Source organism: Wenzhouxiangella psychrophila (assembly GCF_042310375.1).
In the GTDB taxonomy this organism is placed as follows: domain Bacteria; phylum Pseudomonadota; class Gammaproteobacteria; order Xanthomonadales; family Wenzhouxiangellaceae; genus Wenzhouxiangella.
Genome location: NZ_JBHJMQ010000006.1, coordinates 221,434 through 235,625 on the forward strand (window position 1 = coordinate 221,434; position 14,192 = coordinate 235,625).

Annotated in this window: 12 protein-coding genes; 7 read left to right on the forward strand and 5 right to left on the reverse strand. The window is 65.9% G+C overall.

Annotated elements, in window-relative coordinates; genetic code table 11:
* Nucleotides 1–11: 11 nt before the first annotated feature.
* Together tsaE and ACDC66_RS10030 are read right to left on the reverse strand one after the other, a co-directional pair.
* Complete coding sequence (tsaE, locus tag ACDC66_RS10025; RefSeq protein ID WP_376696570.1) at nt 12–437, reverse strand: tRNA (adenosine(37)-N6)-threonylcarbamoyltransferase complex ATPase subunit type 1 TsaE; 426 nt, start codon at nt 435–437, stop codon at nt 12–14.
* Complete coding sequence (locus ACDC66_RS10030) at nt 434–1,915, reverse strand: NAD(P)H-hydrate dehydratase (protein ID WP_376696571.1); 1,482 nt, start codon at nt 1,913–1,915, stop codon at nt 434–436. The genes tsaE and ACDC66_RS10030 overlap by 4 nt, the downstream gene beginning before the upstream one ends.
* Here ACDC66_RS10030 and queG point away from each other — a divergent pair.
* Nucleotides 1,907–2,995, forward strand: coding sequence for a tRNA epoxyqueuosine(34) reductase QueG (gene queG / locus ACDC66_RS10035; RefSeq protein WP_376696572.1), 1,089 nt, complete (start codon nt 1,907–1,909; stop codon nt 2,993–2,995). The two genes, ACDC66_RS10030 and queG, sit on opposite strands and share 9 nt — an antisense overlap.
* On the opposite strand, the gene ACDC66_RS10040 is transcribed toward queG, so the two are convergent.
* Nucleotides 2,986–3,711, reverse strand: coding sequence for a DUF1499 domain-containing protein (locus tag ACDC66_RS10040; protein WP_376696573.1), 726 nt, complete (start codon nt 3,709–3,711; stop codon nt 2,986–2,988). The genes queG and ACDC66_RS10040 overlap by 10 nt on opposite strands.
* A 142-nt stretch (nt 3,712–3,853) precedes the next feature.
* Between ACDC66_RS10040 and ACDC66_RS10045 the strand changes: the two genes are divergently transcribed.
* On the forward strand, nt 3,854–4,654 hold the full coding sequence (locus ACDC66_RS10045) for an undecaprenyl-diphosphate phosphatase (protein WP_376696574.1): 801 nt from the start codon (nt 3,854–3,856) through the stop codon (nt 4,652–4,654).
* A 9-nt stretch (nt 4,655–4,663) separates the two neighbouring features.
* On the opposite strand, the gene mutS is transcribed toward ACDC66_RS10045, so the two are convergent.
* Nucleotides 4,664–7,231: a DNA mismatch repair protein MutS gene (gene mutS / locus ACDC66_RS10050; RefSeq protein ID WP_376696575.1), complete on the reverse strand. Its 2,568-nt coding sequence runs from the start codon at nt 7,229–7,231 to the stop codon at nt 4,664–4,666.
* A 203-nt stretch (nt 7,232–7,434) separates the two neighbouring features.
* Between mutS and ACDC66_RS10055 the strand changes: the two genes are divergently transcribed.
* Nucleotides 7,435–7,935, forward strand: a complete 501-nt coding sequence (locus tag ACDC66_RS10055; RefSeq protein ID WP_376696576.1) for a CinA family protein — start codon at nt 7,435–7,437, stop codon at nt 7,933–7,935.
* Nucleotides 7,936–7,949: 14 nt separating this feature from the next.
* Nucleotides 7,950–8,516 (forward strand): RNA 2',3'-cyclic phosphodiesterase, encoded by a 567-nt coding sequence (thpR, locus tag ACDC66_RS10060; RefSeq protein WP_376696577.1) that lies wholly within the window; start codon nt 7,950–7,952, stop codon nt 8,514–8,516.
* Here the strand turns inward: thpR and ACDC66_RS10065 are convergent.
* Nucleotides 8,461–9,066, reverse strand: a complete 606-nt coding sequence (locus tag ACDC66_RS10065; RefSeq protein ID WP_376696578.1) for a hypothetical protein — start codon at nt 9,064–9,066, stop codon at nt 8,461–8,463. The two genes, thpR and ACDC66_RS10065, sit on opposite strands and share 56 nt — an antisense overlap.
* A gap of 283 nt (nt 9,067–9,349) precedes the next feature.
* On the opposite strand from ACDC66_RS10065, the gene recA reads away from it, so the two are divergent.
* From recA to alaS, 3 genes are all read left to right on the forward strand, one after another.
* Entirely contained in the window at nt 9,350–10,411 is a 1,062-nt protein-coding gene (gene recA / locus ACDC66_RS10070) for a recombinase RecA (protein WP_376696579.1), read from the forward strand.
* A gap of 20 nt (nt 10,412–10,431) precedes the next feature.
* Nucleotides 10,432–10,884 carry a regulatory protein RecX gene (locus ACDC66_RS10075; protein ID WP_376696580.1) on the forward strand — a complete coding sequence of 151 codons (453 nt, stop codon included), beginning with the start codon at nt 10,432–10,434 and terminating at the stop codon, nt 10,882–10,884.
* A 182-nt stretch (nt 10,885–11,066) separates the two neighbouring features.
* Complete coding sequence (gene alaS / locus ACDC66_RS10080; RefSeq protein ID WP_376696581.1) at nt 11,067–13,679, forward strand: alanine--tRNA ligase; 2,613 nt, start codon at nt 11,067–11,069, stop codon at nt 13,677–13,679.
* Nucleotides 13,680–14,192: the final 513 nt, after the last annotated feature.

Sequence of the window (14,192 nt, forward strand, 5' to 3'; positions counted from 1 at the left end):
TCGGGCGGTTCTCAGCGCTGAACGCGGATCGTGCGCCCGCCGCCTTCCCGGTCGTCGATTTCGATACGCCAGTCGGCAGCCGGCAGCCAGCCCTCGCCGCGTTCGGGCCATTCGACCAACAGCAGGCTGCCTTCGGTCAGCAGGTCCTCCAGTCCCAGGTAGGCGATTTCCTCGCCGTGGCCCAGGCGATAAAGGTCGAGGTGGTGAATCTCGCGCCCGTCGATGACGTAGCTCTCGATCAGGCCGTAGCTGGGGCTCTTGACCCGTCCTTCGAAGCCGAGCGCGCGCAGCAGGCCGCGCACCAGCGTGGTCTTGCCCACGCCCAGGTCGCCCGAGAGATAGACGATGCCCCCGCCGGCGAACAAGCCGGCCAGTTCACCACCCAGGGCCAGGGTGTCGGACTCCCCCAGGGCAACGAACTCCCGCGTTTCGCTCACGCCGGAAGCACCCGGGCCAGGGCATCGATGAGATCGCCGGCGAGAATCTGGCGCCGGTCGCGCGCGGCCCGGTCGCCCGCCAGGGCATGGGCCAGCACGCCGCAGCAGGCCGCGTCGAATGGCTGGAGGCCCTGTCCGAGCAGGGAGGCGACGATGCCGGTCAGGGCATCGCCCATCCCGGCCGAGGCCATGGCCGGGTTGCCGTAGGGGCAGACTGCCACGGTCGCGCCGGGCCCGGCCACCAGGCTACCGTGACCCTTGAGAATCACCACCGCATCAAAGCGCTCGGCCAGGGCCGAGGCGGCGGCGAAGCGATCGGCCTGTATTTCGGCGATGCCGGTCTCGAGCAGGCGTGCGGCCTCGCCCGGGTGGGGGGTGAGAATCCAGCTCCCGCGCCGGGTCGGCTCGCCGGCCAGCAGGTTGAGCCCGTCGGCATCGACCACCAGCGGCACGTTTTGCTCGATCGATCGCTTCCACAGCGCGCGCGCCCAGTCGTCGCGGCCCAGGCCTGGGCCCAGTGCCAGCACGTCGGCGCTTTCAATCAGCGACTCGAATGCTTCGAGCGTCTCCACGCCGTGACTCATCAATTCCGGCTGGATGGCCGGCGCCAGGGTGGCGTGGGATTCGCGCGTTGCCAGGGTGACCAGCCCGCTGCCGGTCCGAAGGGCCGCCCGCCCGGCCAGCACCGGCGCACCGGCCATGCCGTGATTGCCGCCGACGATCAGTGCGCGTCCCAGCTCGCCCTTGTGGGTATCGGCTGGCCGGGCGGGGAGCTGATCCTGCAACAGGCCGGGATCCAGCAGTGTGGCGTCGGCTTCGACCGCGTCGTGGATCGCTGTCGGTGTCTCCAGGCCATCGAAAAGCAGGGCGCCGCACCAGCGCCCGGCCTGGCCGGTGTAGAGGCCGCGCTTGCGGCCGATGAAGGTGACCGTGGCCCAGGCATGCACGCAGCGGCCTTGCGGCATGCCGGTATCGGCATTCAGGCCCGAGGGCACGTCGACGGCCAGCACCGGTCGGCCGGTGTCGTTGATGTGGTCGATCAGGCGCGCGTAGTCGTCGCGCACGGGCCGGTCCAGGCCGGTGCCGAGCAGGGCGTCGACGATCACGTCGCCGCGCAGCCGCTCGTCAGTTTGTTCGATGGTGCCCCCGATAGCCAGCCAGTCCTTCGCCGCCCGCGCGGCCGTCCCGGACAGGTCGTCGGGCGATTTCATCGCGATCAGCTGTACTGCCAACCCGGCCTCCCGGGCCAGGCGGGCCATGACGTAGCCGTCGCCGCCGTTGTTGCCGCCGCCGCAGCAGATGGTCAGCGCCCGCGCCTCCGGCCAGCGGGCGCGCAGGATTTCGAAGGCACGCCGGCCGGCGCGCCGCATCAGGTCATAACCGTCGATGCCGTGACCTTCGATGGCCTGCCGGTCGAGTTCGCGCACGGATTCGGCACGGTAGAGCGGCACGATGGGATAATGTCGGACATGAGTCATGGTCGCGATTATAGGCAAGGTGAGCTCGATTCCGGCGAACTGGTCGAGAAGATTCGCCAGTGGGGGCTGGAGTTCGGGTTTGCCGAGGTCGGTATCGCCGACACGAATCTGTCCGGCTACGAAGAGCGCCTGGATGAATGGTTGGCCGAAGGCCGGCACGGCGAAATGGACTGGATGGCGGCCCACGGGCGCAAGCGCAGCCGGCCCGCGCTGCTGCATCCCGACACCCGCTCGGTGATCGTCGCGCGCATGGACTACCTGCCCGAGTCGGCCCGCCCGGTCGAGGAACTGCTCGATCAGCCGGACCGCGCGGTTGTCTCGAGATATGCCCTGGGCCGCGATTACCACAAGCTCATCCGAAAGCGGCTGAAGAAACTGGCCCAGCGCATCGAACGCGAGATCGGGCCCTTCGGTCATCGCGTGTTTACCGACTCGGCGCCCGTGCTGGAGAAGCCGCTGGCCGAAAAGGCCGGCCTCGGCTGGATCGGCAAGCACACCCTGTTGCTCAGCCGCCATGCCGGGTCCTGGTTCTTCCTGGGCGAGATCTACACCGACCTGGAGTTGCCGGCCGACGAGCCGGTGAGCCAGCATTGCGGCAGTTGCCGGCGATGCATCGACGTCTGCCCGACGCAGGCGATCACCGGTCCGTACCAGCTCGACGCGCGCCGCTGCATCTCCTATCTGACCATCGAGCTGAAGGGCTCGATCCCCGAGGAGCTGCGGCCGCTGATGGGCAATCGCGTGTTCGGCTGCGACGACTGCCAGATGGTCTGCCCCTGGAACCGCTATGCGCAGCACACCGGCGAGGCCGACTTCGCGCCACGCAAGGATCTCGACGCCGGTGATCTGGTCGAGCTGTTCGGCTGGGACGAGGAAACGTTTCTGGAGCGCACCGAGGGCAACCCGATCCGCCGAACGGGCTACGAGTGCTGGCTCAGAAATCTCGCCGTGGCCCTGGGCAACGCCCCGACCTCAAGCAAAGTGGTCGAGGCGCTCAGGGCGCGAATCGATCATCCCTCCGGGCTGGTTCGTGAGCACGTCGACTGGGCCCTTTCACGCCATGAGGCGCCTCAGGACTGAGCCCGCGCCTGCAGGGCTTCGAGATAGCTCTCGATACGTTCGGCATTGGCGCCCACGTCGCTGCGGCCCACGCGCGACTTGGAGCGCACATCGACCGCGCTGCCCTTGTTATCGCCCCGGATCCGGATGACCACGTCGTCCTTGAAGCCGAACCAGAACGTTGTCGCTGTCGCCTCGATGCGGCCTTCCGATTCGCTCGAGGCCACGATTTCCCAGCCCTGCGCACGGGCCACTGCCAAGGCATGTTCGAAGGCGATGGCCGGCCAGGCGTCGAGCTGGAGCGTCTCGATCTGGGGATAGGCTTCACGCTGCTGCTCGGCGGTTTCCTCGCCGGGGTACTCGACCGGGTTGGGGGCGTCTTCGCGCAGCGGCGCGATGGCCACGAATTCGGGGGGATTGGCGGTGTCGGTGGTGATGTCGTGAATCGGCGGCACCGAACGCGCCTTCTGGACCTGCAGGTACGGCACGGCCGCCGTCGCCAGCCCGATCACCGCAGCAGCGGCGAGCACGCCGGCGCCGCCGCGGCGCGTTGCCGGTACCAGCAGAAACACGATGCCGAGCACGCCAGCGGCAACACCGCCGTAGAGCGCCCAACGCATGAGCGTGAAACCGAAGCTGAAGTCCCACCATTCCATCCGCGTGCCCGGGCCGGCCAGCAGCAGGAACAGGGCCGCGACGATGGCGATCACAAGGACGATGATGCGCAGTGCTTTCATGTTGTTTCTCCCCGAGGCATGCTGCCGGAAGCCTCCGGCAGATTGATTTGAACGTTATCATACCGCCCGAGCCCCCGACGCCCCGTCAACTGGACCGGCACATGCCCGCAGCGCGGCGACACAACCCGACCGAGGAAAAAGCGTGGACTGGCTGCAGACCCTGCTGATCGCCCTGATCCAGGGCCTGACCGAATTCCTGCCTGTCTCCAGCCAGGCGCACCTGGTGTTGTACTCCTGGGTAACCGGCGGCGTCTACCAGGGGCTGGATTTCGACATCATCCTGCACGCCGGATCGCTGTTGGCGGTGGTCGTGTACTTCCGCCGGGAATTGCTGGTCATGGCGCGCTCCTGGGGCGGCTCACTGTCGGGTGGCCGGGCCGATGCTGACTCGCGGCTGGCCTGGTGGCTGATCATCGGCACGCTGCCGGCGGTGGTGTTCGGCTTCCTGCTCAAGGACCTGGCCGAGAATGAATTGCGCGCGGTCTGGATCATGGCCGCAGCGCTGGTGGTGTTCGGCCTGTTGCTGGGCTGGGCCGACTGGCGGGGACGGCGCGATCGCGACGAGTACCAGCTCGGCCTCCGGGCCGTGCTGGTGATCGGTTTCGCCCAGGTGCTGGCGCTGATTCCGGGCACCTCGCGTTCGGGCATCACCATCACCGCCGCGCTGTTCATGGGCCTGACCCGCGAGGCGGCGTCGCGGTTTTCCTTCCTGCTTTCGATTCCCGTTATTACCGGCGCCACGGTGCTTGGCCTGCACGATCTTTCAACGGCCGAACTGACCACACCCTGGGGCCTGTTGCTGCTGGGTTTCGTGGTCTCGGCGATCAGCACCTACGCCTGCATCCACTATTTCCTGGCCTTCATCAAGCGCATCGGCATGCAGCCGTTCGTGGGCTACCGAATCGTGCTCGGCGGTCTGCTGCTCGTCTACGTCCTGCTTTGATGCTCTCGGTCAGGCGTCGATTTTCTTGAGCCGGTAGAGCCAGTCCAGCGCTTCGCGCGGGCTGAGGTCGTCGGGGTCGACGTCCTCGAGCATGTCGCGCAGCGGATCGGGCTCGGATGTGGACTTGTCCTCAGCCCTGGACTGACCGAACAGGCCCAGCTGGGGTGTGCTGGCCGCGGCGGCATCGTTTTCCAGGCGGTCGAGGTGTTTTCGGGCCTGGGCGATGACGGGCTTGGGTACGCCGGCGAGGCGCGCGACCTGGATGCCGTAGCTCTGGCTGGCCGGGCCTTCCCTGACTGAATGCAGAAAGACGATCTCGTCGCCGTGCTCGCGGGCGTCGAGGTGCACGTTGGCGATGCCCTCGTGGTCTTCGGCCAGGCGCGTGAGTTCGAAGTAGTGCGTGGCGAACAGGGTCAGCGCGCGCAGGTTCAGTGCCAGTTCGGTCGCCACGGCCCAGGCCAGGGCCAGGCCGTCAAAGGTCGAGGTGCCGCGGCCGATCTCGTCCATCAGCACCAGCGAGTGCTCGGTGGCGTTGTGCAGGATATTGGCGGTCTCGACCATCTCGACCATGAAGGTGGAGCGGCCGCGGGTGAGGTCGTCGCCGGCGCCGATGCGCGAGAAGATGCGGTCGATGGGGCCGATACGCGCCGATTTCGCCGGCACGAAGGAACCGGCGTGGGCCAGGATGGTAATCAGCGCGGCCTGTCGCATGTAGGTCGACTTGCCGCCCATGTTGGGGCCGGTGATCACCAGCATGCGCCGCTCCGGATCGAGCCGGCAGTCGTTGGGCACGAAGGCCTCGTCCTGGACGCGCTCGACCACCGGGTGGCGACCCTCGGCGATTTCCAGTCCCGGGATTTCGTCGAGCACGGGGGCATTTAGGCGCAGGGTCTCGGCGCGTTCTGCGAAGGTCACGAGCACGTCCAGCGCGGCCAGCCCGGCGGCGATGATCGCCAGTCGCCCGTGTTCGTTGCTGAGGCGCTCGATCAGTTCCTCGTAAAGCGCCTTTTCGCGAGTCAGCGCCCGCTCGCGCGCCGACAGCACTTTGTCCTCGAAGGCTTTCAGTTCTTCGGTGATGTAGCGCTCGGCGTTCTTGAGTGTCTGGCGGCGGCTGTACTCGGTCGGCACCTTTTCGATGTGGGTCTTGCCGATCTCGATGTAGTAGCCGTGCACGCGGTTGTAGCCGACCTTGAGCGTCTGGATGCCGGTGCGTTCGCGTTCCTGTTCCTCGTAGCGGACCAGGAAGTCGCCGGCGTTCTGGCTCAGGGATCGCAGTTCATCGAGCTCGGCATCAAAGCCTTCGGCGATCACACCGCCGTCGCGGATGACCATCGGCGGTTGCTCGACGATGGCGGTCTCGAGCAGTTCGAACAGGTCGGGGCAGGGCGCGAGGTCGTCGCGCAGCTCGTCGAGCAGCGGTACGGAGACCTGCTCCAGGGCATCGCCCAGCGCCGGCAAGCGGCCCAGGCCCTCGCGCAGGGTCGCCAGGTCGCGCGGCCGGGCGGTTTTCAGCGCGATGCGGGTCAGGACGCGCTCGATATCGCCCAGGCCGGAAAGTTGCTCATTGAGACCGGGGTGAGCATGGGTCTGGAGCAAGGCGGCGACGGCCTCGTGGCGTGCCCCGAGGGCGGCGCGGTCGCGCAGCGGATGGGTCAGCCAGCGCTTGAGCTTGCGGCTGCCCATGGGCGTGCCGGCGGTGTCCATCAGGCCGACCAGGGTGTGCTCGCTGCGGCCGTCGGGGTGAACGTCGATTTCCAGGTGGCGGCGCGTGGCCGCGTCGAGCACCAGGTGCTCGGCCGGGCGCACGGCGCGCATGCCCGACAGGTGCGGCAGGTCGCCGGCGAGCATGTCGCGCGCGTAGCCGAGCAGGGCGCCGGCGGCCCCGACGTGCGGGCCGCGGCCCTCGATGCCGAAACCGGACAGATCCTGCACGCGGAATTGCCGGCACAGCTCGCGCTCGGCCGACTCGGTGTCGAAGGCCCAGGGCGGATGCTCGCGCACGGCCGCGCCTTCGCGGTTGAAGGGCACGGTGGCGTTCTCCGGCAGTAGCACTTCGGCCGGGCGCAGGCGTTCCAGCTCGGCGGTCAATTCGGCCGCCGAGGCCAGCGCGCAGCAGCGCAGCCGCCCGCCGGCCAGGTCCAGCCAGGCCAGGCCGTAACCGTCCTTTGCCGGCAGGATTGCCGCCAGCAAGCGCTCGGCGCGTTCTTCCAGCAGGGACTCCTCGGTGACCGTGCCCGGCGTGACGATGCGAACGACCTTGCGCTCGACCGGCCCCTTGGCGGTGTCCGGGTCGCCGATCTGCTCGCAGATGGCCACCGACTCGCCCTTCTTGAGCAGGCGAGCGAGGTAGCCGTCGACGCTGTGATAGGGCACGCCGGCCATCGGAATCGGCTCGCCGGCCGACTTGCCGCGGTGGGTGAGCGTGATGTCGAGCAGCCCGGCGGCGCGCCGGGCATCGTCGTAGAACAGCTCGTAGAAGTCGCCCATGCGGAAGAACAGCAGGATGTCCGGATAATCCGCCTTGATCCGGAGGTATTGCTGCATCAGGGGCGTGTGCTGGGTGCTCGTGTCGGCCATTAGCTTGGAAGCTCTTGAAAAAAATCGTCCACAGATGAACACAGATGCACACAGATGAAAAAACAGAACTTCAAAAGTGATGAAGCGGACTGACTTTCCCCAACAAAGTGTTCTGAGGGGAATCTTTTTTAATATCTGTGTTTATCTGTGTTCATCTGTGGACATAAAGAATTTCAGAACGAGGCATTATAGGAGCCATGGCGATGCGACACGACGATGAAGCGCTCTCGATGCTGGCCACCGCCCTGGCGGCCGAGATGAAGATGCTGGGGCGCAGGTTGGTCACGGCCGAGTCCTGCACCGGCGGCTGGATCGCCAAGGCCTGCACCGACCTGCCGGGCAGTTCGGAATGGTTCGAACGCGGCCTGGTGACCTATTCCAACGAGGCCAAGACCGAACTGCTGGGCGTCAGGCCCGGTGATCTCCACCGCTTCGGCGCCGTCAGCGAGGAAGTGGCAGCGGCCATGGCACGTGGCGCGGTCGAGAACAGCCGGGCCGACGTGGCCGTGTCGGTTTCCGGAATCGCGGGTCCGGACGGTGGCACGCCCGACAAGCCGGTGGGCACGGTCTGTTTCGGCTGGGCGCTGCCGGACGATATTGTCGAGACCGAGATTTACCGGTTTTCCGGGGATCGGGACGAGGTTCGACGAGCCAGCGTGGCCGCGGCATTCGAGGGACTTCTCGCACGCCTCAGGAGCCCGTAGAGTAGGCGATGCGGATGGTCAGGCCACAGTCGACAAGGCGCCTGTTTTTCGCACTCTGGCCCGACGAGAAAATACGTCGTGAGATTGTTGAGCGACGGGAGATGCTGGGGCGGGGCAGCCTGAAGCGGGTGCCCGATCACAACCTTCACCTGACCCTTCTGTTCCTGGGCGATCAACCTGCCGAGCGCCTGGGCGAATTCGAGGCGGCGGCGGACGCAATCCGGGGCAAGCCGTGTGAACTGCGCCTGGATCGCTTCGGTTGGTTTCCGGGCGCCGGGGTGCTCTGGCTGGGCGGAGAGGCGCCCGAGACGCTCCAAGCGCTTCAGGCAGCCTTGTATGCCCGTATCGGTGAACTCGGGATCGATCTGGATCGGCGCCCGTTCCGGCCGCACGTGACCCTGTTTCGCAAGGTCGCCCGTCGCCCGGATCTGCCCACCCCGTCGCCGCTGAGCTGGCCGGTCCGGGAATTCGCGCTGGTCGAGTCGATACCCGGCCAGCCTTATCGGCGGATCGGTCGTTGGTCGATCAGAGGGGGTGGAGTGCGGGGTTCCGAAGCTCAAGACGCCCGCCGGAAGCCATGATCGCGGCGACTTCCATGCGCTCGATATCCGCCGGTACCGTGAACTCGAGCGTGAACCGTTGCCAGTCAGAAATTTGCGCGTCCTCCGGTAAAGTGAGGCGTTCGGTTGCCGCCTGGCGAGAGCCGAGCATGGCGCCCAGCGAGCCGGCACTCGCGGCCGCTGGCTTGTTCCACATTCGGACCGTCAGCGCCGTCGGCTCCAGGGGGGGTCCGAACGTCTTGTTCTCGAGCCGGGCGCGGATATCCATGGAGAAAGCCAGGCGTTGGCCGGCCAGTGAATCCAGGTGCTCCGGCGTTACGGGTTGGACCAGCTGCGACCACGGTTCCGGGCCGGTGCGCTTGATGGTGGCGATGCCGTCGCGAATCTCGAGACGATAAGAATCGGTGGTGGCGTGGTGGGCAAAGCGCCAGGGTCGCGCCAGTCGTCCGGAATCGTCGGAAAATTCGGGCGCCCGGATCAGGCCGGCATCCGGGGTGCTGTCGCCGCAGGCGACGAGAAGCCCCGCAAGCAGCAGTGAGAGCGTGATCGCGGGCGAGCCGGACCTCGGCATGAGGAATCTGCAGCGGCTGAACATTCTTCAAAGCATCCGTGGCGGGTCGGGAAAGCGAATAGTAACCCTTTGCCGGCGCCTCCCGCCCGGTATTGGCGCCATTCTCGGGATTTGAGAAAGCGCCTCCTATACTGGGGGCGAACGAGATGTAGGAAGCTGCCGTGACGGCCTGTAGGAATTGTTCGCGAGCCGGCCGATCCGTCTTGGATCGCGACGGCGCTGTGAGATAATCGGGGCCGATCGCGGCACCCATCGAACGAATCGAGAAGAGAGGACATATATCGTGGACGACAATCGCAAGCGAGCACTGGCCGCGGCACTGGGCCAGATCGAAAAGCAGTACGGCAAGGGCGCGATCATGCGCATGGGCGACGACGCCGGGCGCAAGGACGTTCCGGTGGTCTCGACCGGGTCGCTGGCGCTGGACGTTGCACTGGGCGTCGGTGGTCTTCCGCGCGGCCGCGTCATCGAAATTTACGGCCCGGAATCATCCGGCAAGACGACATTGACCCTGCACGCCGTTGCCGAGGCGCAGAAGCTCGGGGGTACCGCTGCATTCGTCGATGCCGAGCACGCGCTGGATCCGAGTTACGCCGAGGCGCTGGGCGTCAACGTCGACGACCTGCTGGTCTCGCAGCCCGATACCGGCGAGCAGGCCCTGGAGATCACCGACATGCTGGTGCGCTCCGGCGCGGTCGATATCGTGGTGGTCGACTCGGTTGCCGCGCTCACGCCCAAGGCCGAGATCGAGGGCGAGATGGGCGACTCCCACGTCGGGTTGCAGGCGCGGCTGATGAGCCAGGCGCTGCGCAAGTTGTCGGGCAACATCAAGCGCACCAACTGCCTGGTGATCTTCATCAACCAGATCCGCATGAAGATCGGCGTCATGTTCGGTTCGCCGGAGACGACCACCGGCGGCAATGCGCTCAAATTCTACTCCTCGGTGCGCCTGGATATCCGCCGTATCGGCGCGATCAAGCGAGGCGATGAAGCGGTGGGCAACGAGACTCGCGTGAAAGTGGTCAAGAACAAGATGGCACCGCCGTTCAGGCAGGCCCTGTTCGAGATTCTCTACGGCGAGGGCATCTCGCGCGAAGGCGAGCTGATCGAGCTCGGCGTCGAGCATGGCTTGGTCAAGAAATCCGGGGCCTGGTACAGCTACGGCGACGATCGCATCGGCCAGGGCAAGGACAATGTCCGCCAGTTCCTCAAGGAAAACCCGGACATGGCCGCCGATATCGAGCGACGGGTGCGCGAGAAGTTGCTGCCCAAATCGACCGGTGAGGCGGCGGAGAATGCCGAGGCCGCCGAGGCCGAAGACAAGGCCCAGTCGCAAGCCGGTTGATCCAGACACGGGATAACCGGTTGACTGAAAAGGACGCTGCTAACCCGGCGGAAATCCGCGAGGCCGCGATTCGTCTGCTGGCACGGCGGGAGCACTCGCGCTTCGAGTTGGCCCGCAAGCTTACCCGGCGCGGCTGGTCGGGGCCGGCCGTCGAACAAGTCATCGACGAGCTGGCCGACGAGAATCTCCAGTCGGATGAGCGTTACGCCGAGAGCTACGTGCGCCAGCGTGTCGCCAAAGCCTACGGGCCGGTTCGAATCCGTGCCGAGCTGTCCGAGCGCGGAATCGACCGTCACCAGGCCGCCCGGGCGCTTGAGGCTGAATCGCCCGACTGGTTTGCCATTGCAGCCAATTGGTACGAGCGGCGCTATGGCCCGGAACCGCCGGTCGATCTCAAGGAAAAGTCCCGCCGCCAGCAGGCGCTTGCGCGGCGCGGATTTGCCCATGAGCATATCCGTGAACTTTTCGAATGAAACCGGAAAAATCACTGAATACACCGAAAGCACCAAAAATGAAGGTTTTGAGTTCCGTGCCTTCGGAGTTTTCGGTGGTTTTATTGCCTTGCCTGCCTCGCTTCGAGTGCGCTCTTGCGTACACGGGCCTTAAACTATATGTCTGAATTCACCTACGCTCGCTTTCCGGACTGTTTGAAGCAATGAAAACCACCGCTGAAATCCGACAGGTCTTTCTCGACTTCTTTGCCGAGCGCGATCACCGCATCGTGCCGTCCAGCTCGCTGGTGCCGGCCAACGATCCGACCCTGCTGTTCACCAACGCTGGCATGGTGCAGTTCAAGGATGTGTTCCTCGGTTCTGAGAAACGCTCGTACTCGCGGGCGACGACGTCGCAACGTTGCGTGCGCGCCGGCGGCAAGCACAACGACCTGGAGAATGTCGGCTACACCGCCCGGCACCACACGTTCTTCGAGATGCTGGGCAATTTCAGCTTCGGCGATTACTTCAAGCGCGAAGCAATTGAATTCGCGTGGGAATTCCTGACGAAGACCTGCGGTTTCCCGCCCGAGAAGCTGTGGGTGACGGTCTACGAGGAAGACGACGAGGCGGCCGATATCTGGCTGAAGGAAATCGGCGTCGACCCCGAGCGGTTCTCGCGCATCGGTGCCGAAGACAACTTCTGGGCGATGGGCGATACCGGTCCTTGCGGGCCCTGCTCCGAAGTCTTCTACGACCATGGGCCGGACGTGCCCGGCGGCCCGCCCGGCACGCCCGAGGAGGACGGCGACCGCTACATCGAGGTCTGGAACCTCGTGTTCATGCAGTACGACCGCGCCTCTGACGGCACGCTCAGCCCGCTGCCGGCGCCTTCGGTCGATACGGGCATGGGCCTGGAGCGCCTGGCCGCGATCCTGCAGGGCGGGCACTCCAACTACGACATCGACCTTTTCCAGCATCTCATCGGCGCGGCCGCAAAGCTTACCGGCTCGCAAGACCGGGACGCGGCCTCGCTGAAGGTGATCGCTGACCATATCCGCGCCTGCGCCTTCCTGGTCGTCGACGGCGTGCTGCCGTCCAACGAGGGGCGCGGCTACGTGCTGCGTCGCATCATCCGCCGCGGGATTCGCCACGGCTACAAGCTCGGCTGCGAGGACCCGTTCTTCGCACGCATGGTGGAGCCGCTGGCCGAGATCATGGGCGAGGCTTATCCGGAACTGATCGACAAGCAGGACTTCGTGACCGAGGTGCTCGAGCGTGAGGAGAAGCGCTTCGGCGAGACGCTCGATCAGGGCATGAAGCTGCTCGAGGGCGTCATTGCCGATCTCGAGGCTCGGGAAATCCCCGGTGATGTGGTCTTCAAGCTCTATGACACTTTCGGCTTTCCGGTCGACCTCACCCGCGACATCGCCCGCGAACGCGAACTGACCGTCGACGAGGCCGGCTTCGAGCAGGCCATGAACCAGCAGCGCGAGCGCGCCCGAGCGGCCGGCAAGTTCACCGGCGCCGAAGGCCTGCCCGCCGAGCTGATCGCCGAGCTGCCCGCGACGCGCTTCCTGGGCTACCAGCAACATTCCGTGGACGACGTCGAGGTTCTGGCCATCCTGGTCGACGGAAAGCCGGTCGACGCAGTATCTGAAGGCGACGAAGCCGTGCTGGTCCTGGACCGGACCCCGTTCTACGCCGAGTCCGGCGGCCAGGTCGGCGACACCGGCCGGCTCGAGGGCGAAGCCACCCGGTTCGAGGTGAGCGACACGCGCAAGTTCGCCGGCGCCTTTCACGGCCACATCGGCCGCCTGGCCGACGGCTCGCTCAAGCTCGGCGACCGCCTGTCGGGCCGGATCGACTCGCAGCGCCGGGCCGATATCGTGCGTCACCATTCGGCCACCCACCTGCTGCACTCGGCGCTTCGAACGGTCCTCGGCGAGCACGTTCAGCAGAAGGGCTCGCTGGTCGCGCCCGATCGCCTGCGTTTCGACTTCTCGCACCACGCGCCGGTCGGCGAGAAAGAACTGGCCGAGATCGAACGCCTGGTCAACGAACAAATCCAGGCCAATATCGAAGCCGAAACCCGGCACATGGAATTCGACGAGGCCATCGAGGCCGGCGCACTGGCTTTCTTCGACGAGAAGTACGGTGACGAGGTGCGCGTACTGCGTTTCGGCGATTTCTCGATGGAGCTGTGCGGCGGCACGCACGTTGATCGCATGGGCGATATCGGGCTGTTCAAGATCGTTTCCGAGACCGGCATCTCCGCCGGTGTTCGGCGCATCGAGGCCGTTGCCGGCCGCGTGGCCGTCGACTGGCTGCAGAAGCTGGATCACTCGGTGCGCGAGGCAAGCGGTCAGCTCAAGACCAGCCCGGAACAGCTTTCAGAGCGCGTGGGCCAGCTGCTGGGTCGTTCGCGGGAGCTGGAAAAGGAGCTCGAGCGGCTCAAGGGCAAGCTGGCTTCGGCGGCGGGCTCCGACCTGGCCTCGCAGGCCGTCGAAGTCGACGGCGTGAAACTGATCGCTACCAAACTGGAAGGCGCCGACCCCAACAGCCTCCGCGACACCGTCGACCAGCTCAAGAACAAGATCGGCTCGGGCGTGATCGTGCTCGGCACGGCTGCCGGTGACGGTGTGCGCCTGGTCGCCGGCGTGACCCGGGACCTGACCGGCAAGATCAAGGCCGGCGAACTGGTCAACCATGTCGCCGGCCAGGTCGGGGGCAAGGGCGGCGGACGACCCGACTTTGCACAGGCCGGGGGGAGTGATGCGTCCGCGCTACCGTCCGCGCTCGAGTCCGTTGCTGACTGGTTGCGGCAGCGACTCTGATCCGGCCTGAAATCCGAATCTCGAAATCCGAAATCCGAAACAAGTACGAAATTCGAAGCACGAAACAAGGAGCATGGGTTTTCGTTTCGGATTTGGTGCTTCGGATTTGGGATTTTTCCCAGAGCGCCTGGTTCCGCCCCTGCGATAGCGGGAGGCGTCATGTATAATTCGCCCGCTACAAGGAGAGGTGGCAGAGTGGTTGAATGCGCCGGTCTCGAAAACCGGTAACGGGTTTTCCCCGTTCGAGGGTTCGAGCCGAGCGCCAGCGAGACCACGAGCCAGCCGACAGGCTGGCGAGCCCGGAGGGCAAGCGACCGAAAGGTCGCGCAGTAATCCCTCCCTCTCGCGGTCCGAAGGACCGCCCCGGGCTACAAGTTTTTAAGCGGCGCCGCGTGTTCGCGGGCCGAACAATACGGAGAGGTGGCAGAGTGGTTGAATGCGCCGGTCTCGAAAACCGGTAACGGGTTTTCCCCGTTCGAGGGTTCGAGCCGAGCGCCAGCGAGACCACGAGCC

What these genes read in the sequence shown, in the direction of transcription:
- ACDC66_RS10030 (WP_376696571.1), bottom strand. Translation starts at nt 1,915, where the DNA reads ATGACTCATGTCCGACATTATCCCATCGTGCCGCTCTACCGTGCCGAA.
- ACDC66_RS10040 (WP_376696573.1), bottom strand. Translation starts at nt 3,711, where the DNA reads ATGAAAGCACTGCGCATCATCGTCCTTGTGATCGCCATCGTCGCGGCC.
- queG (WP_376696572.1), top strand. Translation starts at nt 1,907, where the DNA reads ATGAGTCATGGTCGCGATTATAGGCAAGGTGAGCTCGATTCCGGCGAA.
- ACDC66_RS10055 (WP_376696576.1), top strand. Translation starts at nt 7,435, where the DNA reads ATGCGACACGACGATGAAGCGCTCTCGATGCTGGCCACCGCCCTGGCG.
- thpR (WP_376696577.1), top strand. Translation starts at nt 7,950, where the DNA reads ATGGTCAGGCCACAGTCGACAAGGCGCCTGTTTTTCGCACTCTGGCCC.
- alaS (WP_376696581.1), top strand. Translation starts at nt 11,067, where the DNA reads ATGAAAACCACCGCTGAAATCCGACAGGTCTTTCTCGACTTCTTTGCC.
- mutS (WP_376696575.1), bottom strand. Translation starts at nt 7,231, where the DNA reads ATGGCCGACACGAGCACCCAGCACACGCCCCTGATGCAGCAATACCTC.
- ACDC66_RS10065 (WP_376696578.1), bottom strand. Translation starts at nt 9,066, where the DNA reads ATGCCGAGGTCCGGCTCGCCCGCGATCACGCTCTCACTGCTGCTTGCG.